This window comes from Magnetospirillum sp. XM-1 (assembly GCF_001511835.1).
In the GTDB taxonomy this organism is placed as follows: Bacteria; Pseudomonadota; Alphaproteobacteria; order Rhodospirillales; family Magnetospirillaceae; genus Phaeospirillum.
Genome location: NZ_LN997848.1, coordinates 696442 through 720771 on the forward strand (window position 1 = coordinate 696442; position 24330 = coordinate 720771).

Here is a 24330-nt window from a genome sequence, read left to right on the forward strand (position 1 = left end):
TTGAACCCCTTCCTTAAATGCCCTGATTTAGCCGCAATCGGGACAAAACTCCGCCCGAATGGGCAGCGATGATCGCCTCCATCGCAACCGCTCCTTCGAGAGACATCCCAAATGATCCGCAAAGCCGTTCTGCCTGTCGCCGGCATGGGCACCCGCGTTCTGCCCGCCACCAAGGTGCTGCCCAAGGAATTGCTGCCGGTGGTGGACAAGCCGTTGATCCAGTACGCCGTCGAGGAAGCCGCCGAGGCGGGCATCACCGAGATCATCCTGGTCACCGCCAAGGGTAAGGAGATGCTGGCCGACCATTTCGACCGCAACGCCGAGATGGAGCGTTCGCTGGAGGCCAAGGGCAAGACCGAACTGCTGGAGATCGCACGCAGCACCTGCCCCAAGGGCGTGACCATCACCACTGTGCGCCAGCCGGCGCCCCTGGGCCTGGGCCACGCGGTGCTGTGCGCGCGGCCCGTAGTGGGCGACGAACCCTTCGCCGTGCTGCTGCCCGACGACTTGATCCTGGGTCGCCCCGGCTGCCTGAAGCAGTTGGTGGACGTGTGGACCGAGACCAGGGGCCATGTGATCGCCGTCGAGAATGTGCCCGCCGACCAGGTGGACCGCTACGGCATCCTGGACGTCATCGAGGAGAAGGGCCGCCTGGCCCGCGCCCGCGGCCTGGTGGAAAAGCCCAAGCCGTCGGAAGCCCCCTCGACCCTGTCGGTGATCGGCCGCTATGTCCTCGATGCCCGCGTGTTCGACGCGCTTGAACGGCGCGAGCGGGGCGCCGGCGGCGAGATCCAGCTGACCGACGCCATCGCCCGGACGCTCGACCGTGTGCCGCTGCACGGCGCCCGCTTTGTCGGCACCCGCTACGACTGCGGCAACAAGGCCGGCTATGTGGCGGCGATCATCGACGCCGCCCTGGCCCATCCGGAAACTGCCGCCGCCGTGCTTGCCCATCTCGAGGCTTTGACCGGGCGCCGGGTCGCCTGATTATCAATAAGTGAAAAACATATGCAGTAAGCCACAAACAGGTGGCTTACTGCAATGGTATACAACTTGTTTGAATTGCAATTCCTCGCGGCTGACGGCAACCTTGGACTGTATTTAGCCACCGCATGAGGTTTGCCATGCTTGGTCGAGTCGCACTCTTTCGTCTATCGGCTGCTTTTTTCTTCCTGGTCGCCGCTTTTCCCGCCTTCGCCGAGCCCCTGGCCTGCAAGGGCCAGGGCGGGGTCAAGGAGCTGCCCTACGAATCGGCGGTGCCGTCCGGCTGGGACCACGACCGCTTCGGCACCTTGCCGCGGAGCCTGATGTTCTCGTACGGCGCCTTCACCGCCTCGTTCGAGACCGCCGCCGAGTACAAGGCCGGCTCGCCCTTCACCGGCATTCCCAAATGGGTGTCCTACGAGATGCGGGCGCTGATGGGCGGCGACGGCAAGGCCATCCACCCCCAGGGCGCCAAGCGCCCGGTGAAGTGGTACGAGCTGGAGGAGACCGCCTTCCTGTGGAAGGACCAGGGCCTGAAGCCCGGCATCGACACCTCGTACCGGGGATTCGCCGCCCTGTGGAACCGCGGCCACATGGCGGCGCGCAACCACGCCAACCGCATTTCCTGGCAGGAGGGCTGCAACACCCACACCTTCATCAACGCCCTGCCCCAGTTCGCCGACATGAACCAGGGCGACTGGCTGGCGCTGGAGAATTACGCCATCGCCGCCGCCAACAAGTTCGGGCGTGTGTGGACCATCGCCGGGCCGGTGTTCGAGCCCGAGCGCGAGATCGACACCATCGGCAAGGAGGGCACCGTGCCGGTGGCCATCCCCCACGCCTTGTTCAAGATTCTGGTGATCGAGAGGAAGGGCAAGGTCGAGGCCCGCGCCTTCCTGTTCCAACAGGCCGACGAGGAAGAGCGGGGCCGCTACCGCAAATGCGCCGGCACGCCCCAATCGAAATACGACCTGGCGGCCTATTCCACCTCCATCTCGGCATTGGAGAAGGCGACGGGGCTATCCTTCCTCGCCCATCTGCCCGACGCCGTCCGCAAGGCGGCGGACGCAGTCTCGGCCACCGAACCCTGGCCCATCGAGGCGAAATTCTGGGCCGACCGCTGCGGCGGCGACGACGACGACGACGACGTGTAGCCCCCCCATCCCTGATCCCCTCTTTACTGCGCTGCAAAAGGCGGCTTGGATAGGGGGATGGATTCGGGCGGAACGGACATCATCTGGAACCAGTTCATTCTGGCGGCGGCGCTGACCCGCACCGCCCGCCGGGTGCTGGAGGGGCGGAGCAAGGACGCGGACGACAACGCCCGCTTCTCCTATGCCGACACCCATGCCGGCGGCGGATTCCTGCCCAGGCCGGACACCATGGCCGCCCTGCTGGCACAGCGGGAGCGGTTCAAATCGCGGGACTGGTTCGACGCGCTGGGCGCGGGCGAGACCCATCCGGGCTCGTGGGTGCTGGCGTCGCGGCTGATCGACCGGCTGGACGGGCTGGATTTCGAGGCCGACGTCAACGATATCGACGTGGCCGTCATCGAAGGAGCCAAGGCCAACCGCGAGAGCGGCTGGGTACGGTTCTGGAGCCATGACTGGTTCTCGTTCCTGCGCCACCGCTTCATCCTGGAGCCCCGGCCCGACTTCGTCTTCATCGACCCACCGCCCGACGATCCGCGCGGCCCCGGCTACGCCATGGACGCCGCCATCCTGCTCGATACCCTGGACACGCCCTACATGGTGGCCTATCCGGTGGACGCGCCCGGCGGCGCCCGGCCCCAGACCGTCATCGACCAGATCGGCCGCTCGGGCCTGGAATTGCGCGGAAAGGGCCTGGAACGCGGCGTGCTGCTGGGCGGCGGGGCGGAGACGGTGGTGCTCGACATCCTGGCCGATCTGCGGCTGCTGGCCGAGATCCTGGGCGGCGAGTTCTCGGTGCGGCTGCCCAGCCCGCCCGCCGACGATTACTGCATCTGAGACCAAAGGGGCGTACCCATGAGCGACGCGGCAAGCATCGGTGATCTGGCCCGGCGGGCCTGGTGGCGGCTGCCCGGTTTCGCCTTCGGCTTTCTGGACGGCGGCTCGGGCGAGGAAGGCGGCCTGCGCCGCAACCGGGAACGGCTGGAAGCGGTGATCCTGGCCCCCAGGACCTGCAGCGGCGTCAAACCCGAGACCAAAGCCAGCCTGTTCGGCCGCGAATACGCCCAGCCCTTCGGTGCCGCGCCGGTGGGCATGGGCAACCTCTTGTGGCCGGGCGCCGATCTGATGGTGGCGCGCCAGGCCGCCCGGCTGGGCTTTCCCGTGGTGGCGTCGACCGTCGCCACCACGCCGCTCGAGGACATCGCCGAGGCGGCCGGCGGCAACGCCTGGTTCCAGCTCTACGTCTCGCGCGAGGAGCGCATCAACCGCGACCTGCTGGCGCGGGCCTGGGCGGCGGGCATCCGCGAACTGGTGGTCACCGTGGACGTGCCGGTGGCCGGCGACCGCCGCCGCGACCTGCGCAACCGCTTCATTTTGCCGTTCAAGCCGGGGCCGCGCTTCGTCCTCCAGGTGGCCCTGGCGCCGTTCTGGACCTTGCAGACCCTGAAATCCGGCTCGCCCGGCTTTCCCAATCTCGCCCGCTATGTGGGCGAGGTGGACGGTAAGACCCTGGCCGGCTTCATCCAGTCGCAGATCAAGGACGACCTCACCTGGGACGACGTCCGCTGCTTGCGCGACCTGTGGCAGGGCAAGATGCTGATCAAGGGCGTGATGACCGCCGCCGACGCCCGCACCGCGCTCGACATCGGCGCCGACGGACTCTGGGTCTCCAACCACGGCGGCCGCCAACTGGATGCCGCCCCGGCCGCCATCGATTCCCTGGCCGCCATCCGCGCCGCGCTCGGCGACGAAGCGGTGGTGGTGATGGACGGCGGCATCCGCTCGGGCGAGGACGTGGTCCGCGCCGGGGCCATGGGCGCCGATTTCGTGTTCTGCGGCCGGGCCTTCTATTACGGCGCGGCGGCCGCGGGCGAAGCGGGCGCGGCGCGGGCCGCCGACCTGCTGGCCGCCGACCTGCGGCGCACCCTGATCCAGATCGGCTGCCCGTCGTGGATGACGCTGGATGACGGGTGGCTGTGGAAATAGACCGGGCTGCCGCCCGAACCCGCCCGGAGGCACAGCCTCCGGACCTCCAGGATTCTTGAAATCAAGGGAGGGTTTGGGAGGTTTCCTCCCAAATGGGGCTCGGGGCAATCGCCCCGATGGCTACCCCATCATGCGGTCCGCCCCCAGCACCGTGTCGGACAGCAGGGGGAAGCGGGCAGCGTCGTGCATCTGATAGTGCCACCACTCGTTGGCATAGAAGTCCCAGCCGGCGGCGTTCATCAGGCCCAGCAGCAGCAGGCGGTTGCGCTGCGCCTCGACACTCACCCCGGTCACCGCGTGGTGGGACAGCGGCGTGAAGGCGTCGAAGGCGGTGCCCATATCCAGAGGCTGGCCGGTGGCGGCATCCAGCAGGTCCAGGTCCACCGCCACGCCGCGCGAATGGGTCGAGCCCCGGCGGGGATCGGCGAGGAATTCGGGATCGGGCGTGTGGGCCCACAGGGCCCATTGCGCCTCGGACGGCCGGAAGGCGTCGAGGATGCGCAAGGTCACGCCCAGCGGCCGGGCCAGATCGGCGGCCCTTTTCAGCAGCGGAGCGGCTTGGACGTGCAGCCAGCAGCCGGCGGCGGGCGCATAGACCGGCTTTCCCGTGAAATTGCCGGGCGTGGCGTAAGCCAGCAGAATCTCGACGCCGAAGTCTTCGGTGGTGACGGGGACCAGGGGATGCATCTTCATGCTTTCAATCATGTCCGGTGGCGGGTAATACCATGTTTCGAAGCCTTCGAAACATGGGTAGGCCCAAGGGGCCGCGCGGCTTATGCCGCGGGAGCCAAGGGTGCTCGCGCCCGCCCGGCGCCTGAGGGCGACGGTGATCGGAACGATCACCGAAACAGGATTGAAGTATAGCGGCCCCATGATCGTTCTCGCCATGGACAGTTCCACCTCCGCCTGCTCCGCCGCCCTGTGGTCGGAGGGACGCGTACTGGCGCGCCGCCTGTCGCCCATGGCGCGCGGCCAGAGTGAGGCGCTGATGCCCATGGTCGCCGAAGTGATGGGCGAGGCGGGCCTCACCTTCGCCGATCTCGGCCTGCTGGCGGTGACGGTGGGGCCGGGCGCCTTCACCGGCCTGCGCATCGGCCTGGCGGCGGCGCGCGGCTTGGCCCTGGCCTCGGGAAAACCACTGGCCGGCGTGGCCACCCCGCTGGCGGTGGCCGCCGGCATTGCCGGGCAGGAGCGGCAAGGGCGCAATCTGCTGGTCGCCATCGAATCGCGGCGCGACGAGAAGTGGATGCAGCTGTTCGACGCCGAGCTGAACCCGCTGTCGGACATCCGGGCCCTACTGCCCGCCCAGGCGGTCGAGTTGGCGACCGGCCCGGTGGTGGTGGCCGGCGATGCCGCCGCCCTGATCCTGCCCCACCTGCCCGAGGGCGTGGCGGCCGGCGCCATCGGCTATCCCGATGCCGCACTGGTGGCGGCCCTGGCGGCGCGCCAGTGGGAGCGGGGTGAATCGCTGCCGCCCGAGCCCCTTTACCTGCGCGACGCCGACGTCACCATGCCGGGAAAACCGGAACCGTGATCGAGCTGATCCCCGCCGGGCTGGTCCACGCCGAGCTGCTGGCCGGCATGCACCGCGTTTGCTTTGCCGAACCGTGGAGCGCCAATTCCATGGCCGAGGTGCTGGCCCTGGCCGGGTCCGAGGGCCTGATCGCCGTGGACGGCCAATCGCTCAGTCCAGCCGCCCAGCCGCCGGGACCGGCCGGGCTGGTGCTGTGGCGGCGCATCTTCGACGAGGCCGAGATCCTGACTATCGCCGTCCTGCCCCCCTGGCGCCGCGCCGGCCTGGGGGCGCGGCTGCTGGGGGCCGCCATGCAATCGGCCGCCCGGGGAGGCGCATCGACCATGTTTCTGGAAGCCGCCGCCGACAATCTCCCCGCCCTGGCCCTGTACGAATCCAATGGATTCACCCGAGTTGGCCTGCGTAAGGGCTATTACGGAGGAGTAGATGCGGTCACCATGAGTTGCCGCCTGGACCAGACATCAGTCGAGGCCTGATACGCGCCAGTATCCACACGCTTCTATGGGGCTTATTTCTTGCAAACGACAAGGCGATGGATTCCCGCCGGTCCTTCACCGGGCTCGGGCGTCATCGAAAGAATTTCGTGCCCCAGTTCGGCAAGAGAACGCGGGACATTTCCCAACGGTTCCGCACCTTTCAACCGCACCTCGACCATCTCTCCGCAGGCCATGCGCTCTACCAGCAACTTGGTTTTCACGAATGTCATCGGACAGACTTCGTTGGTGATGTCAAGGCTGTAGTTTGGCTTCTCAGTCATGCGAATTGTGTCACTTTCATTTGTCGTAATGGTTATTGCCAGGTTTGTACGAAGGATTTATATAAGGCCCCACTGAATGAAATTGGAGGGCTGCTCTCAATGTCGGAGCGTTCGAACAGCGGCGACCTGCTGGGCCTGACCACGGAAATCGTGGCCGCACATGTCGCCAACAATAGCGTGGCGGTGGCCGATCTTCCCCACCTGATTCAGGAAGTTTATCGCACCCTGGCTTCGGTCGGCAGCGCCCCCGCGGTGCCCGAACGGCCCCAGCCCGCCGTGAACGTGAAGAAGTCGGTCACCCCCGACTACATCATCTGTCTCGAGGACGGCAAGAAGCTGAAGATGCTGAAGCGCCACCTCAAGACCGCCTACAACATGAGCCCCGAGGAATACCGGGATCGCTGGGGTCTGCCCGCCGATTACCCCATGGTGGCTCCCAATTACGCGCAGCACCGCTCGAGCCTGGCCAAGAAGATCGGCCTGGGCACCAAGCCGCGCAAGCGCAAGCGGACCACCTAAAGGCCTGAGCCTTCTCGACAAAGTGGGGAGTTCCGGGCATCATCCCGGAATCCCGGCCCGACGGGGTGCCTTTCGGCGCCCCGTTCGTCGCTGGCCCCGTCGACAACCGGATCGCGGCAATGGTTTCACGCATCGAGCAACGCTGCATCGACAAGGGCATGAAGATGACCGACCAACGTCGGGTCATCGCGCGCGTCTTGTCCGAGTCCTCCGACCACCCCGATGTGGAAGAGGTGTATCGCCGTTCCACGGCAATCGATCCCCACATCTCCATCGCCACCGTCTACCGCACGGTGCGGCTGTTCGAAGAGGCGGACATCCTCGAACGCCATGATTTCGGCGATGGCCGCGCCCGTTACGAGGAAGCCGCCGGCGACCACCACGACCACCTGATCGACATGCAGTCGGGCAAGGTGATCGAGTTCAGCAGCACCGAGATCGAGGCCCTGCAGCGCGAGATCGCGCGGCGCTACGGCTATCGCCTGGTGGGGCACCGCCTTGAACTTTATGGAGTTCCGTTGACTTCCGGTGACAAACCGGAAGACAAATAGGCTTTGCGGTCGAACCAGCGCCGCGAGGACGGAACCAGAGGAATCATGCAATCCGTGTCCGAGACACGCGAGGTCGCCGACGGGCTTGAGGTCCGGCTCGCCGAAAGCGCAGCCGAAGTGGCCGCCGCCCAGGCTTTGCGCTATCGCGTCTTCTATGAGGAAATGGGTGCCAAGCCGTCGGACGCCATGCGCGACCGCCTTGCCGATTTCGACGATTTCGATTCCGTGTGCGACCACCTGCTGGTCATCGACCGGGCACGGGGCAAGGGCGCGGCCGGCGTGGTCGGCACCTACCGCCTGATGCAGCGAAGCGCGGGCGAGGCCTTCGGGCGCTTCTACACCGCCGGCGAGTACGACATCGCCAATATCCTGGCCAATGGCGGCCGCTTCATGGAACTGGGGCGGTCCTGCGTCGATGCCGGCTACCGCAACGGCGCCACCATGAAGAAGCTGTGGGACGGCATCGCCGTCTATGTCTTCGAGAACGACGTGGAGCTGATGTTCGGCTGCGCCAGCCTGCCCGGCACCGACGTCCAGGCCCTGGCCGGCCACCTGTCCTATCTCTACCACCACCATCTGGCGCCGGAGACCCTGCGCCCGAGGGCCCTGCCCCATCTGCACGTGGACATGAACCTGCTGCCCAAGGAGGCGCTGGTGCCCCGCCGGGCCATGGCCGAGCTGCCGCCGCTGGTCAAGGGCTACCTGCGGCTCGGCGGCTTCGTCGGCGACGGCGCGGTGATCGACCACCAGTTCAACACCACCGATGTCTGCGTCATGGTCAAGACCGAGCTGGTCACCGCCAAGTATCGGGCCCATTACGACCGCACTATTCCAGGATGGTCCGAGGAATGATCTCCGTCCCCGTGGCTATCTTGCGTTTCCTCGGCTTCGTGCTGTGGACCCTGGCCCTGCTCCCGCCCTTCCTGGTGCTGCGCCTGGTCTCGAAGCCCCGCATGCCCGCCTATACCCGCGTCTACTGGCGGGGCGTCATGGCCATCATCGGCTATGAGGTGGTGGTGCGCGGTCAGCCGGTGGAGGATGGCTCGCCGGTGCTCTATGTCGCCAACCATGCCTCCTATCTCGACATCATCGTGCTGGGCAGCCTGCTGCACGGCTATTTCGTCGCCAAGAGCGAGGTGGCGGGCTGGGCCGGCTTCGGCTTCCTGGCGCGCATCTCGCGCACCGTGTTCATCGAGCGCAGCCGCGGCGCCACGGCGCGGGAAAGAAACGGCCTGCTCACCCGCTTCGACATGGGCGAATCGCTGATCCTGTTCGCCGAGGGCACCTCCAACGACGGCAACCAGGTGATGCCGTTCAAGAGCTCGTTCTTCTCGGTGGCCGAGGGCGAGGTGCGGGGAGCCGACGGCATGCCGCGCCCCGTGGCGGTACAGCCGGTGTCGGTGGCCTATACCAGGCTGGACGGCCTGCCCATCACCCGGGCGCTTCGCCCCCATCTCGCCTGGTACGGCGACATGACGCTGGCTCCCCACCTGATTGGGGCGCTGGGCATGGGCCGCATCACCGTCGAGGTGGAATTCCACCCGCCGGTCACCGTCGCCCAGTTCGGCTCGCGCAAGGGGCTGTCGGCCCATTGCCACACGGTGATCAGCAACGGGCTGACCCGCATGCTGGCCGGACGGCCGGCGGCGAATTCTTGACTCGGGCGGCCCCGCTCCTTAACCATGAGATTCCCGGACGCGTAAGACATTGGCCAAGCGACTTTTCGTCAAAACCTACGGCTGCCAGATGAACGTCTATGACTCCGCCCGCATGGCGGATGTCCTGGCGCCGCTGGGTTATGGCCCGGCCGAGGAGGCCGAGGGCGCCGACATGGTGATCCTCAACACCTGCCACATCCGCGAGAAGGCCGCCGAGAAGGTGTTCTCCGAGCTGGGCCGCTTGCGCAAGCTCAAGACCGCCAAGGCCGAGGCCGGGGAAAAGATGATCCTGGCGGTGGCCGGCTGCGTCGCCCAGGCCGAGGGCGAGGAGATCCTGCGCCGCGCTCCCTTCGTCGACATCGTGCTGGGGCCGCAGACCTATCACCGCCTGCCCGAGATGGTGGCCCAGGCGTCGCGGGCCGGCGGCGCCGTACTCGACACCGAATTCCCGGTCGAGCCCAAGTTCGACTTCCTGCCCGAACCCCATGCCGAGGGCACCAGCGCCTTCCTGTCGGTGCAGGAGGGTTGCGACAAGTTCTGCACCTTCTGCGTGGTGCCCTATACCCGCGGCGCCGAGTATTCGCGCCCGGCCGCCGCCGTGCTGGCCGAGGCGGCCAAGCTGGCCAAGGACGGCGTGCGCGAGATCACGCTGCTGGGGCAGAACGTCAACGGCTGGCACGGCGGCGACGGCTGGACGCTGGGCCGCCTGATCCGCGAACTGGCCGAGGTTTCGGGCGTCGAGCGCATCCGCTACACCACGTCGCATCCCCGCGACATGGACGACGAGCTGATCCGGGCCCATGCGGAACTCCCCCAGCTGATGCCCTTCCTGCACCTGCCGGTGCAGTCGGGCTCGGACCGCATTCTCGCCGCCATGAACAGGGGCCACGACCGCGCCACCTATCTGCGGCTGGTGGACAAGCTGAAGACGGCCTGCCCCGACCTGGCCCTGTCGTCGGACTTCATCGTCGGCTTCCCCGGCGAAAGCGATGCCGATTTCGAGGACTCCATGTCGCTGGTGCGCGAGGTGGGCTTCGTCCAGACCTATTCCTTCAAGTACTCGTCGCGCCCCGGCACCCCGGCCGCCGCCATGGAGCGGCAGATCCCGGAAAAGGTGAAGGAAGAGCGTCTGGCCGCCCTGCAGGCCCTGCTGCTGGAGCAGACCGCCCGCTTCAACCAGGCCTGCGTCGGGCGCGAGATGCGCGTCCTGCTCGACCGGCCCGGCCGCTACGAGGGCCAGCTGCTGGGCCGCTCGCCCTATATGCAGCCGGTCCACGTCAAGGCCGCCGCCCATCTGATCGGCACCGTGGCGCCGGTGCGCATCGTCAAGGTGCATCCCAACAGCCTGGAGGCGGTGCCGGCATGAATCCTGGCGACGCATCCCTGGTTCGCGAATTTCCCGACAACGCCCTGGCCCAGGTGCTGTTCGGCCCCCATAACGCCAATCTCGACCGCATCGAAGGCCATCTGGGCGTCGGCCTGGACGTGCGCGGCAATACGGTGACCATCTCGGGCACTCCGGATGCCGCCGCCGAGGCGGCCCGCGTCCTGGACAGCCTCTACGCCGCGGCCAAGCGCCAGGGACACCTGGAGACCGCCGACGTGGATTCGGCGGTACGCATGGCCCACCATGAAGGCCCGGCCGGCGACGTGGTCATCCGCACCCGTAAGCGCCACATCGCGGCGCGCACCCCCACCCAGGCCGAATACATCCGGGCCTTGGGCGAGGCGCCGCTGACCTTCGGCTTAGGCCCCGCCGGCACCGGCAAGACCTATCTGGCGGTGGCCAAGGCGGTCTCCATGATGGTGGCGGGCGAGGTGGACCGCATCATCTTGTCGCGTCCGGCCGTCGAGGCGGGCGAGCGCCTAGGCTTCCTGCCCGGCGACCTCAAGGACAAGGTGGACCCGTATCTGCGTCCGCTCTACGACGCGCTCTACGACATGCTGCCCGGCGACCAGGTGGCCAAGAAGCTGCTGGCCGGCGAGATCGAGGTGGCGCCGCTGGCCTTCATGCGCGGCCGCACCCTGGCCAATTCCTTCATCATCCTGGACGAGGCCCAGAACACCACCTCCATGCAGATGCGCATGTTCCTGACCCGCATGGGCGAGCATTCGCGCATGGTGGTGACCGGCGACGTCAGCCAGACCGACCTGCCGCCCGGCGTGCGCTCGGGCCTCTTGGACGCCATCCACATCCTGGACGGCATGGAGGGCGTGCGCTTCGTGCGCTTCACCGATCGTGACGTGGTGCGCCACGATCTGGTGACCCGCATCGTGCGGGCCTATGACAGAGCTGATCGTGAAGCCAAGGGGGCCGACCGCGAAGCCAAGGCCAAGGGCAGGGACAAATGACCGTCACCATCGAAATCGCCGTCGATATTCCCTGCGCCAGCTGGACCGAGGCCATGCCCGATGCCGAGGCCCGCTGCGGCCGCCTCGCCGCCACCGCGCTGGGCGCCGTCGACCTGCCCGACGGCGTGGTCGAGCTGTCCATCGTGCTGGCCGACGACGAGACGGTGCAAGGCCTCAACCGCGACTGGCGGGGCAAGGACCAGCCCACCAACGTGCTGTCCTTCGCCTCGCTCGACGACGAGGACGCCCCAATCGTCCCCGGCGCGCCGCTGCTGCTGGGCGACGTGATCCTGGCCTTCGAGACCTGCGCCGCCGAGGCGCGCGACCAGGGCAAGGATCTGGCCGATCATTTCAGTCATCTAGTTGTCCATGGCGTCCTGCATCTGTTGGGCTATGATCACATGGACGAGGACGAGGCCGCCGAGATGGAGGCGCTGGAGACCACCTTGCTGGCGGCGCTCGGCATTCCCGACCCCTATGGAGAGCAATAAAGGTTCATGAACGACCCTGGCAGTAGCCCGCCCCGTGAGAACGGGGCAAACCACAAGAAGTCCGGCGACGACTCGCTGTTCGGCGCCATGCGCGGCTGGCTGCGGGGCCACCGCCGCCCCAAGGGGGCCGAGACCGTCCGCGACGCGCTGGAAGAGCTGATCGAGGATCGCGACAGCGCCGAAATCCCCATCGACGAGCACGAGCGCCAGTTGCTCGGCAACATCCTGCACCTGAGGGACGTCACCGCCTACGACGTCATGGTGCCCCGCGCCGACATCGTGGCGGTGGAGGCCAAGACCACCCTGGAGGGGCTGATCGCGCTGTTCATCGGCTGCGGCCATTCCCGCCTGCCGGTCTATCGCCGCTCGCTCGACGACGTCATCGGCATGGTCCACATCAAGGACCTGCTGGAGGTGATGGGCCAGGGCAAGCCATTCAACCTGCCGCGTCTGGCGCGGCGCGTCCAGTTCGTGGCGCCCTCCATGCGGGTCACCGACCTGCTTTTGGAGATGCGGCTCAAGCGCTCGCACCTGGCTCTGGTGGTGGACGAATACGGCGGCATCGACGGATTGGTCACCATCGAGGATCTGGTGGAGCAGATCGTCGGCGAGATCGAGGACGAGCACGACCAGGACGAAGAGCCGGAACTGGTCGTCCGCGACGACGGCGCCGTCGAGGCCGACGGCCGCACCGCCATCGCCGAGTTCGAGGACCGCATGGGCGCCGTGCTGACCGACGAGGAGCGGGACGAGGTGGAGACCCTGGGCGGGCTGGTGTCCTTCGTCGCCGGGCGGGTGCCGTCCCGGGGCGAGCTGATCACCCATTCCGCCGGGCTGGAATTCGAGGTCCTGGACGCCGACCCCCGCCGGGTGAAGCGGGTGCGGGTCCGCCGGGTGGCCACTCCGGAACCGGCGGTCACGGAATGACGATGGAACACCTGAAGGATCGCTTCTGCGCGCTTTCCGGCTGGCGGCGACGGTTGACGCTGATGGGGCTCGGCGCCGTGGCGGCGCTGGCGCTGCCGCCCACCCTGGTGCTGCCGGCCCTGTTCCTGGCCTTTCCCCCCGTGGTCTGGAGCCTGGAGGCCGCCACCACCAGACGCGCCGCCTTCGGCTCCGGCTTCTGGTGGTTCACCGGCTGGTTCGCGGTGGGCCTGTACTGGATTTCCATCGCCCTGCTCACCGACGCCGCCAAATTCGGCTGGATGATCCCCTTCGCCGTGTTCGGGCTGTCCTCGGTGCTGGCCACTTTCTTCGGCCTCGCCACCCTGGGCGTCCATCTGTGCCGCCTGAAAAGGGTGGCCCGCATTCCCGCCCTGGCCGTGGCCTTCACCCTGGCCGAGTGGGCGCGGTCCTGGGTCATGACCGGGCTGCCCTGGAACCCCATGGGCTCGGTCTGGGACATCAGCTTAGGCGTGCTGCAGTTCGGGGCCTTCGGCGGCATCTGGGGCCTCTCCCTGCTCACCTATCTGATGGCGCTGGCCCCCGCCCTGCTTGCCGGTCCCGGATACCGCCGCGCCGTGGCCGCCGTCACGCTGGGCCTGCCCGCCCTGCTGTGGGCCGGCGGCACGGCACGCCTGGCGCTCAATCCGCAGGAGCTGGTGCCCGGCATCCAGCTGCGCATCGTCCAAGCCGCCGTGGCCCAAGCCAACAAGTGGAAGGACGACCAGCGGGAAGCCAATCTGCGCGAGCACGTGGCACTCACCCGCGGCCCCGGCTTCGAGAAGGTCACCACGGTGATCTGGCCCGAGACCGCCGTGTCCTTCTTCCTCGATCTCGACCGCCTGCACCGCCAGATGGCGGCGGCGGCGGCGCCCAGCGGTGGATTGCTGCTGACCGGCGCGCCGCGCATCACGCCCAAGGGCGTCGAGCCGTTCCAGATCTGGAACTCGCTGATGGCGGTGACCCCCGAGGCCGGCATCGCCGCCATCTACGACAAGGTCCATCTGGTGCCCTTCGGCGAGTACGTGCCGCTCAGGGGCATCCTGCCCATCGCCAAGATCACCCATGGCGGCACCGATTTCTCGGCCGGGCCCGGGCCCGTCAGCCTGGACCTGCCCGGCCTGCCGGCGGCGGCTCCGCTGATCTGCTACGAGGCCATCTTCCCCAACACCGTGGTCGCCCGCCACCAGCCCCGGCCGGGCTGGATTCTCAACGTCACCAATGACGGCTGGTTCGGCATCTCGTCGGGACCGCACCAGCATCTGGCCGCGTCGCGCATGCGTTCCATCGAGGAAGGCCTGCCCCAGGCCCGCGCCGCCAATACCGGCATTTCGGCGGTGATCGACCCGGCCGGCCGCCTGGTCGGCAGCCTGCCGCTCGGGGAAAAGGGCATTCTCGACGCGCCCCTGCCGCAGGCCCTGGCTCCCACCCTGTACAGCCGATTGGGCGACATCATCCCCGGCATCCTTCTCGTTCTGACCGCGCTGGCGGGATTTTTGTTGCGACGGTTGAACTAGAAGCAGATCATACATACATAGGGCATATGTCTATAGAGATGGGCGGCACGGCCTTACCGTGTTGTCTGTATACAATCATGCCCTTATGGTGCAATTACAACTGAGAGTACTGAGGGCGCGGCATCCAACGACCTATTAGGAAGCAACCATGGCCAACAGCAATCATAAATCCGCTTCTCCCCACCGTGGTTCATCCCGGGGCCGCCTTCCCTCGGGCCAGCCCAACCCGGTCGACATCCATGTGGGGGGACGGGTCCGTCTGCGCCGCACCCTGATGGGGATGAGCCAGGAGAAGTTGGGCGAATCCATCGGCCTGACCTTCCAGCAGGTGCAGAAGTACGAGCGCGGCGCCAACCGCATCGGGGCAAGCCGGCTGTTCGACCTGTCCCGCGTGCTCGACGTGCCGGTGTCGTTCTTCTTCGACGACATGGCCGAGACGGTCCAGGACCAGAGCCCGGTGGCGGTCGCCCGCGGGGTGTCCGGCCTGAGCGAGGAGCCCGCCAGCTTCGAGGCCGACCCCATGACCAAGCGCGAGACGCTGGAACTGGTCCGCGCCTATTACAGCATCACCGATCCCCAGGTTCGCCGCCGGGTCTACGACCTGGCCAAGGCCTTGGCGGCGGTCGGCGAGGTGAAGAAATAACCCTTTGAAATTCCGGATTTTGGCCCCGGGGCGATTCGTCTTGACGAGTCGCCCCTTCGCCTGTCAGAAGAACCCCCCGGAGCGGTGTGACCGCTCCCGTGGAGATTTTGACCGCTTGCCGCCACGCTGATTTCGGCTAAGTGGGTGCATCACGATGGCGTTCATCCGCGTGTTGATGCCCCAGGTCCCAATTTTTGTTGGATCTAGGAGGGTAAGCCCCGTGTCCAAGAAGAACTTCCTGTTTACCAGTGAATCCGTGTCCGAAGGCCACCCCGACAAGGTCGCCGACCGGATTTCCGACGCCGTCGTCGATGCGTTCCTGGGCGCCGACCCCTTCGCCCGCGTGGCGGTGGAGACCTTGGTGACCACCAACCTGATCGTCATGGCCGGCGAAGTGCGCGGCCCGGCTTCGGTCAACGCCGCCCTGATGGACGAGCTGGCCCGCCACGCGGTCAAGGACATCGGCTACGAGCAGGAAGGCTTCCACTGGAAGAACGCCGAGATCATCAACCGCGTCCACTCGCAGTCAGCCGACATCGCCCAGGGCGTCGACGCCGGCACCGACAAGGACGAGGGTGCGGGCGACCAGGGCATCATGTTCGGCTATGCCTGCAATGAGACCCCGGTGCTGATGCCGGCCCCCATCTACTACTCCCACGAGATCCTGAAGAGCCTGGCCGAGGCCCGCCATTCCGGCGCCGCCCCCCAGCTGCTGCCCGACTCGAAGAGCCAGGTCACCCTGGAATACCGTGACGGCAAGCCGGTCCGCGCCACCTCGGTGGTGGTCTCGCACCAGCACGTGGACGGCCTGTCCCAGGCCGACATCAAGGAAATCGTCCGTCCCCACGTCAAGAACGTGCTGCCCGAAGGCTGGATGCCCGCCGACGACCAGTTCTACGTCAACCCGACCGGCCGCTTCGTCATCGGCGGCCCGGACGGCGACACCGGCCTCACCGGCCGCAAGATCATCGTCGACACCTATGGCGGCGCGGCTCCCCATGGCGGCGGCGCCTTCTCGGGCAAGGATCCGACCAAGGTCGACCGCTCGGCCGCCTATGCCGCCCGCTATCTGGCCAAGAACGTGGTCGCCTCGGGCCTGGCCGACAAGTGCGTGATCCAGCTGTCCTATGCCATCGGCGTCTCCAAGCCGCTGTCGGTCTACGTGGACACTTCGGGCACCTGCAAGGTGGACGAGGACAAGCTGGCCATCGTGCTGCAGCAGCTGGTGGATCTGTCGCCCCGCGGCATCCGCACCCATCTGGGTCTCAACAAGCCCATCTACGCCCGCACCGCGGCCTACGGCCATTTCGGCCGCAGCCCGGACGCCGACGGCGGCTTCTCGTGGGAGAAGACCGACCTGGTGGAGCAGCTCAAGAAGGCCTTCTAAGCCTTCCATGAGCCGGGATACCGAAAAAGAGAACGCGGCCGCCGAGCGGCCGCGTTTTTTCGGTCGGCGCCAGGGCAAGGCCCTGCGCCGCAACGCCCTTGGCTTGATCGACGACCTGCTGCCGCGCCTCAGCCTGGCCACCCCTGAGCCGGGCGAGCGCGTCGAGCCCGCTCTGCTGTTTCCCGGCGCCATGCGCTCGGTGTGGCTGGAGGTGGGATTCGGCGGCGGCGAGCACGTGGCCGATCAGGCCGAAGCCAACCCAGACGTGGGACTCATCGGCTGCGAAGTCTTCAGGAACGGCATCGCCAGCCTGCTGGGCCATGTCCAGGCCCGCGGCCTGGGCAATGTCCGCATCTTCCCCGAGGACGTCCGGCTGCTGCTGCCCGCCTTGCCCGATGCCTCTCTGGGGCGCGTCTTCGTGCTGTTCCCCGATCCCTGGCCCAAGACCCGCCACGCCGACCGGCGCTTCATCGGCCCGGAGACCCTGGACGTGCTGGCCCGGATTCTGGAAGACGGCGGCGAACTGCGCGTCGCCAGCGACGATCCCGTCTACGTGGCCTGGGCCGCCCGCCACCTGGACGCCCACCCCGCCTTCGAGAAGATCCTGGCCACCGCCGACCGCGCCCTGGTGCCGGCCGACTGGCCCGCCACCCGCTACGAACAGAAATGCATCACCGGACGGGCCCCGGTATTCTTCCTCTATCGTCGGCGTGCACGACAGGCCCCTTAGGCGATTCCAACCGTGTCATCTTCCGGTCATATGTGTTATTGAGGCGCCAAAGTCGCAACTGTCCAGGGGTTCCCCCATGTTTTTCCGCATGTTCCGTGCCTTGATGCCCAAGGAAGAGGAATTCGTCGGGCTGTTCGCCCAGCATGCGGAAAAGATCCATTCGGCCGCCAAGGCCCTGGAAGCCATGATGGGGGACGGCGCCGACATCGGCCTGCATTTCAAGCAGATCTGCGCCTTCGAGGGCGAGGCCGACCTCATCACCCGCGAGACCCTGCAGGCCCTGCACCGCTCGTTCATCACCCCCTTCGACCGTGACCAGATCCACCGCCTGATCACCACCATGGACGACGCGGTCGACACCATCGAGGAAGTGGCCCAGCGCGTCGACCTCTACGGCGTCACCGAGTTCACCCCCGACATGCGGGCGCTGGCCACCGGCATCACCGAATGCGCCCATCTGCTGACCAAGGCCATTCCGCTGATGCGCGAAGTCACCCGCAACGCGGCGGCCATCAACGAGCTGTGCGACGCCATCGGCCGCCAGGAAAGCGCCGCCGACAAGCGCCAGCACGAGGGTCTGCGCGCCCTGTTCGCCACCGAGAAGGACCCGGTCAAGCTGATCACCCGCAAGGAGATCTATCAGCGGCTGGAAAAGGTCTCCGACCGCTTCGACGACGTGGCCAACGTCATCGAGACGGTGGTGATCGAACAGGTCTAGGCCCAGCCGATGGAATCCGTCGCCTTTCCCATCATCGTCGCCCTGGTCATCACGGCCCTGGTGTTCGACTTCCTGAACGGGCTGCACGACGCGGCCAATTCCATCGCCACGGTGGTCTCGACCCGCGTGCTCTCGCCCAAATACGCGGTGGCCTGGGCGGCGTTCTTCAACACCATCGCCCTGGTGTTCTTCACCACCAGCGTCGCCAAGACCATCGGCACCGGCATCGTCGAGCCCGGACTGGTGGACACCCATGTGATCTTCGGCGCCCTGATGGGGGCCATCGCCTGGAACGTCATCACCTGGGGCTTAGGCATTCCCTCGTCCAGCTCCCACGCCCTGATCGGCGGTATCGCCGGCGCCGGCATCGCCAAGGGCGGCCTGGCCGCCCTGGTCCCCGCCGGCTTCATGAAGACCGGCTCGGCCATCGTGCTGTCGCCGCTGATCGGCCTGGTGCTGGCCATGACCCTGATCCTGATCGTGTCATGGCTGTGCCGGCGCACCGCGCCCTTCGTGGTCGACCGCCGGTTCCGCATCCTGCAGTTCTTCTCGGCCGCCATGTATTCGCTGGGCCACGGCGGCAACGACGCCCAGAAGACCATGGGCATCATCACCGCCCTGCTGTTCAGCCAGGGCATGCTGGGCGGCGAGTTCCACGTCCCCATCTGGGTGGCGGTGACCTGTCAGATCGCCATGGGCCTGGGCACGCTGTTCGGCGGCTGGCGCATCGTCAAGACCATGGGCTCGCGCATCACCGACATGAAGCAGATCGACGGCTTCTGCGCCAACGCCGCCGGTGCCGCCACCCTGTTCGGCGCCACCTGGCTGGGCATCCCGGTGTCGACCACCCACACCATTACCGGAGCCATCATCGGCGTCGGCTCGGCCCGCAAGGTGTCGGGGGTGCGCTGGCACATCGCCGGCAACATCGTGGTCGCCTGGGTGATCACCATTCCCGCCGCCGGCTCGGTCGCTGCCCTGTTCTACTGGCTGTCCACCAAGTTCTGGTAGGCCGTCTTTTCCGGCCCCTCAAGCGCCGGACGGCCCCTTGGGCCTAGCCAAGCCCCAAGGCTTGGCCTTATTCCGGATCGGCGCCCACGAAGGACGAATCGTCCTTCTTGGTGCGCTCTCGCAGCGCCGCCCGGCCGAGAATACGGAAATGGGCCAGTTCGGCGATGTTGGTGGCGTGGTCGCCGATGCGCTCGAAATTCTTGGCGATGAACATCAGGTGCGAGCACGGCGTGATGTTGCGCGGATCTTCCATCATGTAGGTGAGGATCTCGCGGAACAGCGAGGCGTAGACGTCGTCGATCTCCTGGTCGCGATCGCGCGCCGCCACGGCGCGGGCGGCGTCGTGGCCGAGATGGGCGTCCATCACCTCCTTGACCAGGGCCAGCGCCAGGCGGCCCAAGCGCAGCAGCGAGCGCATGGGCTCCACCGGCGGCAAACGGTTCAGGACCAGCGAACGCTTGGCGGCGTTGGCGGCCAGATCGGCGATGCGCTCGATCTCGCCGGCGATCTTCAAGGCCGCCACCACGGTGCGCAGATCGTCGGCGACGGGGGCGCGCAAGGCCAGCACGCGCACGGTCTGCTCGTTGACGAAGGCCTCGACGGCGTCCACCTGGGCGTCGCCCTCCATGACGCGGGTGGCCAGTTCGCTGTCGCGCCGCTCCAGCGCGTCCAGCGCCGAGGCCAGCTGCGCCTCGGCCAGTCCCCCCATGCGGGCCAGGGAATCGTCCAGCCGGGCCAGTTCGGAATCGTAGGATTTGACGATATGCGGTTCGCCGATGGTGGTCATGTGCGGTAACTCCTCTTTCATACTGAGCCCCTCAAGCGCCGGGCGCGCGCCTCCGCGCGCTTGGCTCCCGCGGCATAAGCCGCGCGGCCCTTTGGGCCTAGCCAAGTCCCGATGGACTTGGCGTCAGCCGAAGCGGCCGGTGATATAGCCCTGGGTCAGCGCATTGGCGGGCGCCGTGAAGATCTGTTCGGTGGCGCCCACCTCGACGATCTCGCCCAGGTGGAAGAAGGCGGTTTTCTGCGACACGCGGGCCGCCTGCTGCATGGAATGGGTGACGATGACGATGGTGAAGGCGTCCCGCAGCTCGTCGATCAGCTCCTCGATGCGCGCCGTGGCGATGGGGTCCAGCGCCGAACAGGGCTCGTCCATCAGAATCACCTCGGGCGCCACCGCGATGGCCCGCGCGATGCACAGGCGCTGCTGCTGGCCGCCCGACAGGCCGGTGCCCTGGCTGGCCAGCACGTCCTTGACCTCTTTCCACAATCCGGCCCGCTCGAGGCTGGAACGGACCAGAGTGTCCATCTCGTCGCCCTCGGCCGCCAGCCCGTGCAGGCGCGGGCCGAAGGCCACGTTGTCGTAGATGGACTTAGGAAAAGGATTGGGCCGCTGGAACACCATGCCGACCCGGGCGCGCAGCAGCACCGGATCCATGCCGGCCTCGCCGTAGATCTCCTCGCCGTCCAAGGTGGCCCGGCCCGTGACCCGGGCGATGGGGATGGTGTCGTTCATGCGGTTGAGGCAGCGCAGGAAGGTGGACTTGCCGCAGCCCGACGGACCGATCAGGGCGGTGACCTCGCCCTCGGCGATATCCAGGTCGACGTCCTTGAGCGCAGGCTTGCCGCCGTAATGGACGCCAAGCGCCCTTGCCGTCATCTTGGGCTGGACCGCTTGTTCCGTCATGTCGTCCTTCCACTGATCCGCTGGGCTTATACCGCCGGACCGGGCGAGAAAAACGTGAAGGATTTGTTTCAGTCTTGACCCCCGACGCCCGCTCGCCATCTATGGCGAACCCACCCTATTTCCGCCGGAGAGACCATGACCGAGGACACCGACCAGCGCCACCGCGAGAAAATGGCCAAGAAGAAGGCGTCCCGGGACAAGCTGATGGCCAAGAAGACCGGGGCGCGGGGCGTGATGATCGTCCATACCGGGGCCGGCAAGGGCAAGTCCACCGCCGCCTTCGGCATGGCCATACGCTGCGTCGGCCACGGCATGAAGGTGGGCATCATCCAGTTCATCAAGGGCGCCTGGGACACCGCCGAGCGCCGGGTGATGGAGGGCTTCGGCGACCTGGTCACCTTCCGCGCCATGGGCGAGGGCTTCACCTGGGAGACCCAGGACCGCGCCCGCGACATGGCCGCCGCCGCCCGGGCCTGGGAGTTGGCCGCCGCCATGCTGGCCGATCCCGAATACAAGATGGTCATCCTGGACGAGATCAACGTGGCGCTGCGCTACGAATACCTGGACCTGGAGACGGTGCTGGCCGCCATCCGCGCCCGGCCCGAGGGCCAGCACGCGGTGCTGACGGGCCGCAACGCCCTGCCGCCCTTGATCGAGGCCGCCGATCTGGTCACCGAGATGACCATGGTGAAGCACCCCTTCCGCGACGGCGTCAAGGCCCAGGCGGGAGTTGAATTTTAGTGCCCATTTGACAGGCAGTCAGGCCCGCATGCCCAATCCGCATCCGAAGGGGCTGGCGGGGGCCGGGCTCCGGCCCCTATAATCGGCCCTTCGACATCCTGCGGTGACGGCACCCGACCATGAGCAAGATCAAAGGCCAGCGCGCCATCATCAACCGCCAGGCGGTCATCGCCCGCCTCGACGCGCTGGTGGAAGAGGACCTGCCCAAGAACAAGCGGCGCATGCGGGCGCTGGAGATCTTCAAGCAGGTGCTGGCCTCGGGCCGCGCCGAGGTGCGCTCCCGCTTCGACGTCCACGGCGACGGTACGGCCACGGTGCGCGAGAACTGCTTCCTGATCGACCAGCTGGTCCGTCTGGTCCACGACTACGCCTGCGACCGCGAATTTCCCCAAGGCGTGCGCACGGCGGGCGAGACCATGAGCCTGGTGGCGGTCGGCGGCTATGGGCGCGGTGAGCTCTCGCCCCATTCCGACATCGACCTGTTGTTCCTGCTGCCTTACAAGCGCATGCCCTATCACGAGCAGGTGGTGGAGTTCATCCTCTACATGCTGTGGGACATGGGCCTGAAAGTGGGTCACTCCACCCGCTCGGCCGAGGATTGCGTGAGGAACGCCAAGGCCGACCTCACCATCCGCACCGCTTTGCTGGAAATGCGCTGGCTGTGGGGCGACCGGGCGCTGTTCGACGACCTGTGGGCCCGCTACTCGGCCGAGGTGATGAACGGCACCGCCGAGGCCTTCGTGGAATCCAAGCTGGCCGAGCGCGATTCGCGCCATTCCACCATGGGCGATTCCCGCTACGTGCTGGAACCCAACGTCAAGGAGGGCAAGGGTGGCCTGCGCGACCTGCACACCCTCTATTGGATCGCCAAATACGTCTACCGCGTCGAGGACGTCTCGGAACTGGCCGACAAGGGCATCATCTCGCGCCCGGCGGCGCGGCGCTTCGCCAAGGCCCAGGCCTTCCTGTGGGCGGTGCGCTGCCACCTGCACTACCTGACCGACCGGCCCGAGGACAGGCTCACCTTCGACGTCCAGCCCGAGATCGCCGTGCGCATGCATTACGCCGACCGCGCCTGTTCCAGGGGCGTCGAGCGCTTCATGAAGCACTACTTCCTGATCGCCAAGGACGTGGGCGACCTGACCCGGCTGTTCTGCGCGCTGACCGAGGAAACCTTCAAGAGCAAGCCCCGGCGCCTTCAGCTGGGCCGCCTGTTCTCGCGCCGCACCACCGTGGCCGGCTTCCATCTGGAGGGCGGGCGCCTCGACGTCGGCACCCCCGACCAGTTCGAGAAGGACCCGGCGGCCATGATCCGCCTGTTCCACACCGCGCTCGAGCAGGACGTGGACATCCACCCCCACGCCCTGGACATGGTCCATCGCAACCTGAAGCGCATCGATGTGGCCTTGCGCGTCGATCCCACGGCCAACCGGCTGTTCGTCGAGATGCTGACCAGCCGCAAGAACCCGGAAGTGGCGCTGCGACACATGAACGAATCCGGCGTCTTGGGCCGCTTCATTCCCGATTTCGGCCGCGTCGTCGCCCAGATGCAGTACGACATGTACCACGTCTACACTGTGGACGAGCACACGGTGCAGGCGCTGGGCGTGCTGCACGCGCTGGAACGCGGCGACCTCAAGGCCGAGGCCCCCACCTCGTCCGAGGTGATCCATCAGGTGGTGTCGCGCCGCGCCCTGTTCGTCGCGGTGTTCTGCCACGACATCGCCAAGGGCAGGGGCGGCGACCATTCCACCCTGGGCGCCGAGGTGGTGCTGAAGCTGGGCCCGCGCCTAGGGCTCACCGACGAGGAAACGGAATCCGCCGCCTGGCTGGTGCGCGAGCACCTGTCCATGAGCCGCATCGCCTTCAAGCGCGACATCGACGACCCCAAGACCATTTCCGACTTCGTCGCCCTGGTCCAGTCGCCCGAGCGCCTGCGCCTGCTGCTCTGCCTCACCGTCGCCGACATCCGCGCCGTGGGGCCCACCGTGTGGAACGCCTGGAAGGCCGGCCTGCTGCGCGAGCTTTATTCCCGCGCCATGGAGGTGATGACCGGCGGCCTTTCTGGCACGGCGCGCGCCGCCCGGGTCAAGGCGGCCCAGGACGCGCTGCGCTCCGAGCTGTTCAAGCTGGCCTGGCCACCCGAGGAGATCGAGGCCCATATCGCGCGCGGCTATTCCACCTATTGGACCACCTTCGACACCCCCATCCATCTGCGCCACGCCCGGCTGGTGCGGGAAGCCGAGGCGGTCAAGGCGCCGCTCACCGTCGAACCCCGGGTGGACAGCCACCGCGCCGTCACCGAGATCGTCGTCTATACCGGCGACCATCCCGGCCTGTTCTCGCAGATCGCCGGCGCCATGGCGGTGTCGGGGGCCAACATCGTCGACGCCAAGATCATCACCCTGGCCAACGGCATGGCGCTGGACACCTTCTGCATCCAGGATTCCGACGGCGGCGCCTTCGACAGCCCGGCCAAGCTGGCCAAGCTGGCCACCTGCGTCGAGCAGGTGCTGTCGGGCCGCACCCGCCTCGACCGCGAGCTGGCGGCCCGGAAAGGCAAGCTGCCCAGCCGCGCCCACGTCTTCAAGGTGCCGCCCCGCGTGCTGGTGGACAATAAGCCGTCGCGGTCCCACACCGTGGTCGAGGTCAACGGCCGCGACCGGCCGGGCCTGCTCTACGACATCACCAACGCCATGACCAATGTGGGGCTGCAGATCTCGTCAGCCCACATCTCCACCTATGGCGAGCGGGTGGTGGACGTGTTCTACGTCAAGGACGTGTTCGGCCATAAGATCGAACATGGCCGCAAGCTCGACCAGATCAAGGCGGCCCTGCTGGCCGCCCTGGAAGACCCGGCGGCGAAGACCGAGGCCAAGGCGGCGGGCGGAACCAAGGCGGCGGAATGACCGCCGCCTTGTATTTCTCCTGCCCTCAAGCGCCGGGCGCCCCACCTCCGTGGGGCTTGGCT

26 protein-coding genes are annotated in these 24330 nt (G+C 67.3%); 22 read left to right on the forward strand and 4 right to left on the reverse strand.

Annotation, left to right across the window (positions count from 1 at the left end; genetic code table 11):
- Window positions 1-111 precede the first annotated feature (111 nt).
- The 4 genes from galU (at window position 112) to XM1_RS03385 (ending at window position 4121) form a co-directional block, all read left to right on the forward strand.
- A complete protein-coding gene (gene galU / locus XM1_RS03370) occupies window positions 112-987 on the forward strand; it encodes a UTP--glucose-1-phosphate uridylyltransferase GalU (RefSeq protein WP_068429730.1) in 876 nt (291 codons plus the stop codon).
- A gap of 137 nt (window positions 988-1124) precedes the next feature.
- A complete protein-coding gene (locus XM1_RS03375) occupies window positions 1125-2138 on the forward strand; it encodes a DNA/RNA non-specific endonuclease (RefSeq protein ID WP_068429732.1) in 1014 nt (337 codons plus the stop codon).
- Between the two features lie 57 nt (window positions 2139-2195).
- Entirely contained in the window at window positions 2196-2972 is a 777-nt protein-coding gene (locus XM1_RS03380; protein ID WP_068429735.1) for a hypothetical protein, read from the forward strand.
- Window positions 2973-2990: 18 nt separating this feature from the next.
- Window positions 2991-4121 (forward strand): alpha-hydroxy acid oxidase, encoded by a 1131-nt coding sequence (locus XM1_RS03385; protein ID WP_068429739.1) that lies wholly within the window; start codon window positions 2991-2993, stop codon window positions 4119-4121.
- Between the two features lie 120 nt (window positions 4122-4241).
- Here the strand turns inward: XM1_RS03385 and ddpX are convergent, their stop codons facing one another.
- A complete protein-coding gene (gene ddpX, locus XM1_RS03390; RefSeq protein WP_068437451.1) occupies window positions 4242-4808 on the reverse strand; it encodes a D-alanyl-D-alanine dipeptidase in 567 nt (188 codons plus the stop codon).
- A gap of 106 nt (window positions 4809-4914) precedes the next feature.
- Here ddpX and tsaB point away from each other — a divergent pair, with 106 nt between their 5' ends.
- Complete coding sequence (tsaB, locus tag XM1_RS03395; protein ID WP_369816033.1) at window positions 4915-5655, forward strand: tRNA (adenosine(37)-N6)-threonylcarbamoyltransferase complex dimerization subunit type 1 TsaB; 741 nt, start codon at window positions 4915-4917, stop codon at window positions 5653-5655.
- Window positions 5652-6131: a GNAT family N-acetyltransferase gene (locus tag XM1_RS03400; RefSeq protein ID WP_068429750.1), complete on the forward strand. Its 480-nt coding sequence runs from the start codon at window positions 5652-5654 to the stop codon at window positions 6129-6131. The genes tsaB and XM1_RS03400 overlap by 4 nt, the downstream gene beginning before the upstream one ends.
- A gap of 32 nt (window positions 6132-6163) precedes the next feature.
- Here XM1_RS03400 and XM1_RS03405 read toward each other — a convergent pair whose 3' ends face one another.
- On the reverse strand, window positions 6164-6412 hold the full coding sequence (locus XM1_RS03405; protein ID WP_068429753.1) for a sulfurtransferase TusA family protein: 249 nt from the start codon (window positions 6410-6412) through the stop codon (window positions 6164-6166).
- A gap of 99 nt (window positions 6413-6511) precedes the next feature.
- Here XM1_RS03405 and XM1_RS03410 point away from each other — a divergent pair, with 99 nt between their 5' ends.
- The 14 genes from XM1_RS03410 (at window position 6512) to XM1_RS03475 (ending at window position 18931) form a co-directional block, all read left to right on the forward strand.
- Window positions 6512-6931: a MucR family transcriptional regulator gene (locus XM1_RS03410; RefSeq protein WP_068429757.1), complete on the forward strand. Its 420-nt coding sequence runs from the start codon at window positions 6512-6514 to the stop codon at window positions 6929-6931.
- 119 nt (window positions 6932-7050) lie between these two features.
- Window positions 7051-7482: a Fur family transcriptional regulator gene (locus tag XM1_RS03415; RefSeq protein ID WP_068429761.1), complete on the forward strand. Its 432-nt coding sequence runs from the start codon at window positions 7051-7053 to the stop codon at window positions 7480-7482.
- Window positions 7483-7527: 45 nt separating this feature from the next.
- Entirely contained in the window at window positions 7528-8334 is an 807-nt protein-coding gene (locus XM1_RS03420) for a GNAT family N-acetyltransferase (RefSeq protein WP_068429765.1), read from the forward strand.
- Window positions 8331-9140: a 1-acyl-sn-glycerol-3-phosphate acyltransferase gene (locus XM1_RS03425; protein WP_068429769.1), complete on the forward strand. Its 810-nt coding sequence runs from the start codon at window positions 8331-8333 to the stop codon at window positions 9138-9140. The genes XM1_RS03420 and XM1_RS03425 overlap by 4 nt, the downstream gene beginning before the upstream one ends.
- A gap of 49 nt (window positions 9141-9189) precedes the next feature.
- Window positions 9190-10506, forward strand: a complete 1317-nt coding sequence (miaB, locus tag XM1_RS03430; protein WP_068429772.1) for a tRNA (N6-isopentenyl adenosine(37)-C2)-methylthiotransferase MiaB — start codon at window positions 9190-9192, stop codon at window positions 10504-10506.
- Complete coding sequence (locus XM1_RS03435; protein WP_068429776.1) at window positions 10503-11492, forward strand: PhoH family protein; 990 nt, start codon at window positions 10503-10505, stop codon at window positions 11490-11492. The genes miaB and XM1_RS03435 overlap by 4 nt, the downstream gene beginning before the upstream one ends.
- A complete protein-coding gene (ybeY, locus tag XM1_RS03440) occupies window positions 11489-11983 on the forward strand; it encodes an rRNA maturation RNase YbeY (RefSeq protein WP_068429781.1) in 495 nt (164 codons plus the stop codon). Before XM1_RS03435 ends, ybeY begins: the two co-directional genes overlap by 4 nt.
- 6 nt (window positions 11984-11989) lie before the next feature.
- Window positions 11990-12910: a hemolysin family protein gene (locus XM1_RS03445; RefSeq protein WP_068429784.1), complete on the forward strand. Its 921-nt coding sequence runs from the start codon at window positions 11990-11992 to the stop codon at window positions 12908-12910.
- Window positions 12907-14442, forward strand: coding sequence for an apolipoprotein N-acyltransferase (lnt, locus tag XM1_RS03450; protein WP_068429787.1), 1536 nt, complete (start codon window positions 12907-12909; stop codon window positions 14440-14442). The genes XM1_RS03445 and lnt overlap by 4 nt, the downstream gene beginning before the upstream one ends.
- Window positions 14443-14590: 148 nt before the next feature.
- Window positions 14591-15085, forward strand: a complete 495-nt coding sequence (locus XM1_RS03455; protein WP_068429792.1) for a helix-turn-helix domain-containing protein — start codon at window positions 14591-14593, stop codon at window positions 15083-15085.
- A gap of 175 nt (window positions 15086-15260) precedes the next feature.
- Entirely contained in the window at window positions 15261-16472 is a 1212-nt protein-coding gene (metK, locus tag XM1_RS03460) for a methionine adenosyltransferase (protein WP_369816046.1), read from the forward strand.
- Window positions 16473-16479: 7 nt separating this feature from the next.
- A complete protein-coding gene (gene trmB, locus XM1_RS03465; RefSeq protein WP_068429800.1) occupies window positions 16480-17202 on the forward strand; it encodes a tRNA (guanosine(46)-N7)-methyltransferase TrmB in 723 nt (240 codons plus the stop codon).
- A 76-nt stretch (window positions 17203-17278) separates the two neighbouring features.
- Window positions 17279-17920, forward strand: a complete 642-nt coding sequence (locus XM1_RS03470; RefSeq protein ID WP_068429805.1) for a DUF47 domain-containing protein — start codon at window positions 17279-17281, stop codon at window positions 17918-17920.
- Window positions 17921-17929: 9 nt separating this feature from the next.
- Window positions 17930-18931 (forward strand): inorganic phosphate transporter, encoded by a 1002-nt coding sequence (locus tag XM1_RS03475; protein ID WP_068429809.1) that lies wholly within the window; start codon window positions 17930-17932, stop codon window positions 18929-18931.
- A 67-nt stretch (window positions 18932-18998) separates the two neighbouring features.
- On the opposite strand, the gene phoU is transcribed toward XM1_RS03475, so the two are convergent.
- Window positions 18999-19718: a phosphate signaling complex protein PhoU gene (gene phoU, locus XM1_RS03480; RefSeq protein ID WP_068429812.1), complete on the reverse strand. Its 720-nt coding sequence runs from the start codon at window positions 19716-19718 to the stop codon at window positions 18999-19001.
- A 123-nt stretch (window positions 19719-19841) separates the two neighbouring features.
- Window positions 19842-20618, reverse strand: coding sequence for a phosphate ABC transporter ATP-binding protein PstB (pstB, locus tag XM1_RS03485; protein ID WP_068429814.1), 777 nt, complete (start codon window positions 20616-20618; stop codon window positions 19842-19844).
- A 135-nt stretch (window positions 20619-20753) separates the two neighbouring features.
- Between pstB and cobO the strand changes: the two genes are divergently transcribed.
- Window positions 20754-21359 carry a cob(I)yrinic acid a,c-diamide adenosyltransferase gene (gene cobO, locus XM1_RS03490; protein WP_068429817.1) on the forward strand — a complete coding sequence of 202 codons (606 nt, stop codon included), beginning with the start codon at window positions 20754-20756 and terminating at the stop codon, window positions 21357-21359.
- A gap of 119 nt (window positions 21360-21478) precedes the next feature.
- Window positions 21479-24268, forward strand: coding sequence for a [protein-PII] uridylyltransferase (locus XM1_RS03495; RefSeq protein WP_068429820.1), 2790 nt, complete (start codon window positions 21479-21481; stop codon window positions 24266-24268).
- Window positions 24269-24330: the final 62 nt, after the last annotated feature.

Excerpts from the sequence above, each read along its gene's own strand:
- XM1_RS03375 (WP_068429732.1), top strand. The coding sequence starts at position 1,125 with ATGCTTGGTCGAGTCGCACTCTTTCGTCTATCGGCTGCTTTTTTCTTC.
- trmB (WP_068429800.1), top strand. The coding sequence starts at position 16,480 with ATGAGCCGGGATACCGAAAAAGAGAACGCGGCCGCCGAGCGGCCGCGT.
- XM1_RS03470 (WP_068429805.1), top strand. The coding sequence starts at position 17,279 with ATGTTTTTCCGCATGTTCCGTGCCTTGATGCCCAAGGAAGAGGAATTC.
- XM1_RS03455 (WP_068429792.1), top strand. The coding sequence starts at position 14,591 with ATGGCCAACAGCAATCATAAATCCGCTTCTCCCCACCGTGGTTCATCC.
- XM1_RS03435 (WP_068429776.1), top strand. The coding sequence starts at position 10,503 with ATGAATCCTGGCGACGCATCCCTGGTTCGCGAATTTCCCGACAACGCC.
- XM1_RS03475 (WP_068429809.1), top strand. The coding sequence starts at position 17,930 with ATGGAATCCGTCGCCTTTCCCATCATCGTCGCCCTGGTCATCACGGCC.
- XM1_RS03425 (WP_068429769.1), top strand. The coding sequence starts at position 8,331 with ATGATCTCCGTCCCCGTGGCTATCTTGCGTTTCCTCGGCTTCGTGCTG.
- XM1_RS03405 (WP_068429753.1), bottom strand. The coding sequence starts at position 6,412 with ATGACTGAGAAGCCAAACTACAGCCTTGACATCACCAACGAAGTCTGT.
- XM1_RS03420 (WP_068429765.1), top strand. The coding sequence starts at position 7,528 with ATGCAATCCGTGTCCGAGACACGCGAGGTCGCCGACGGGCTTGAGGTC.
- galU (WP_068429730.1), top strand. The coding sequence starts at position 112 with ATGATCCGCAAAGCCGTTCTGCCTGTCGCCGGCATGGGCACCCGCGTT.
- pstB (WP_068429814.1), bottom strand. The coding sequence starts at position 20,618 with ATGACGGAACAAGCGGTCCAGCCCAAGATGACGGCAAGGGCGCTTGGC.
- XM1_RS03410 (WP_068429757.1), top strand. The coding sequence starts at position 6,512 with ATGTCGGAGCGTTCGAACAGCGGCGACCTGCTGGGCCTGACCACGGAA.
- XM1_RS03495 (WP_068429820.1), top strand. The coding sequence starts at position 21,479 with ATGAGCAAGATCAAAGGCCAGCGCGCCATCATCAACCGCCAGGCGGTC.
- cobO (WP_068429817.1), top strand. The coding sequence starts at position 20,754 with ATGACCGAGGACACCGACCAGCGCCACCGCGAGAAAATGGCCAAGAAG.
- ddpX (WP_068437451.1), bottom strand. The coding sequence starts at position 4,808 with ATGCATCCCCTGGTCCCCGTCACCACCGAAGACTTCGGCGTCGAGATT.
- XM1_RS03380 (WP_068429735.1), top strand. The coding sequence starts at position 2,196 with ATGGATTCGGGCGGAACGGACATCATCTGGAACCAGTTCATTCTGGCG.
- XM1_RS03415 (WP_068429761.1), top strand. The coding sequence starts at position 7,051 with ATGGTTTCACGCATCGAGCAACGCTGCATCGACAAGGGCATGAAGATG.
- phoU (WP_068429812.1), bottom strand. The coding sequence starts at position 19,718 with ATGACCACCATCGGCGAACCGCATATCGTCAAATCCTACGATTCCGAA.
- XM1_RS03385 (WP_068429739.1), top strand. The coding sequence starts at position 2,991 with ATGAGCGACGCGGCAAGCATCGGTGATCTGGCCCGGCGGGCCTGGTGG.
- lnt (WP_068429787.1), top strand. The coding sequence starts at position 12,907 with ATGACGATGGAACACCTGAAGGATCGCTTCTGCGCGCTTTCCGGCTGG.
- metK (WP_369816046.1), top strand. The coding sequence starts at position 15,261 with ATGCCCCAGGTCCCAATTTTTGTTGGATCTAGGAGGGTAAGCCCCGTG.
- XM1_RS03445 (WP_068429784.1), top strand. The coding sequence starts at position 11,990 with ATGAACGACCCTGGCAGTAGCCCGCCCCGTGAGAACGGGGCAAACCAC.
- ybeY (WP_068429781.1), top strand. The coding sequence starts at position 11,489 with ATGACCGTCACCATCGAAATCGCCGTCGATATTCCCTGCGCCAGCTGG.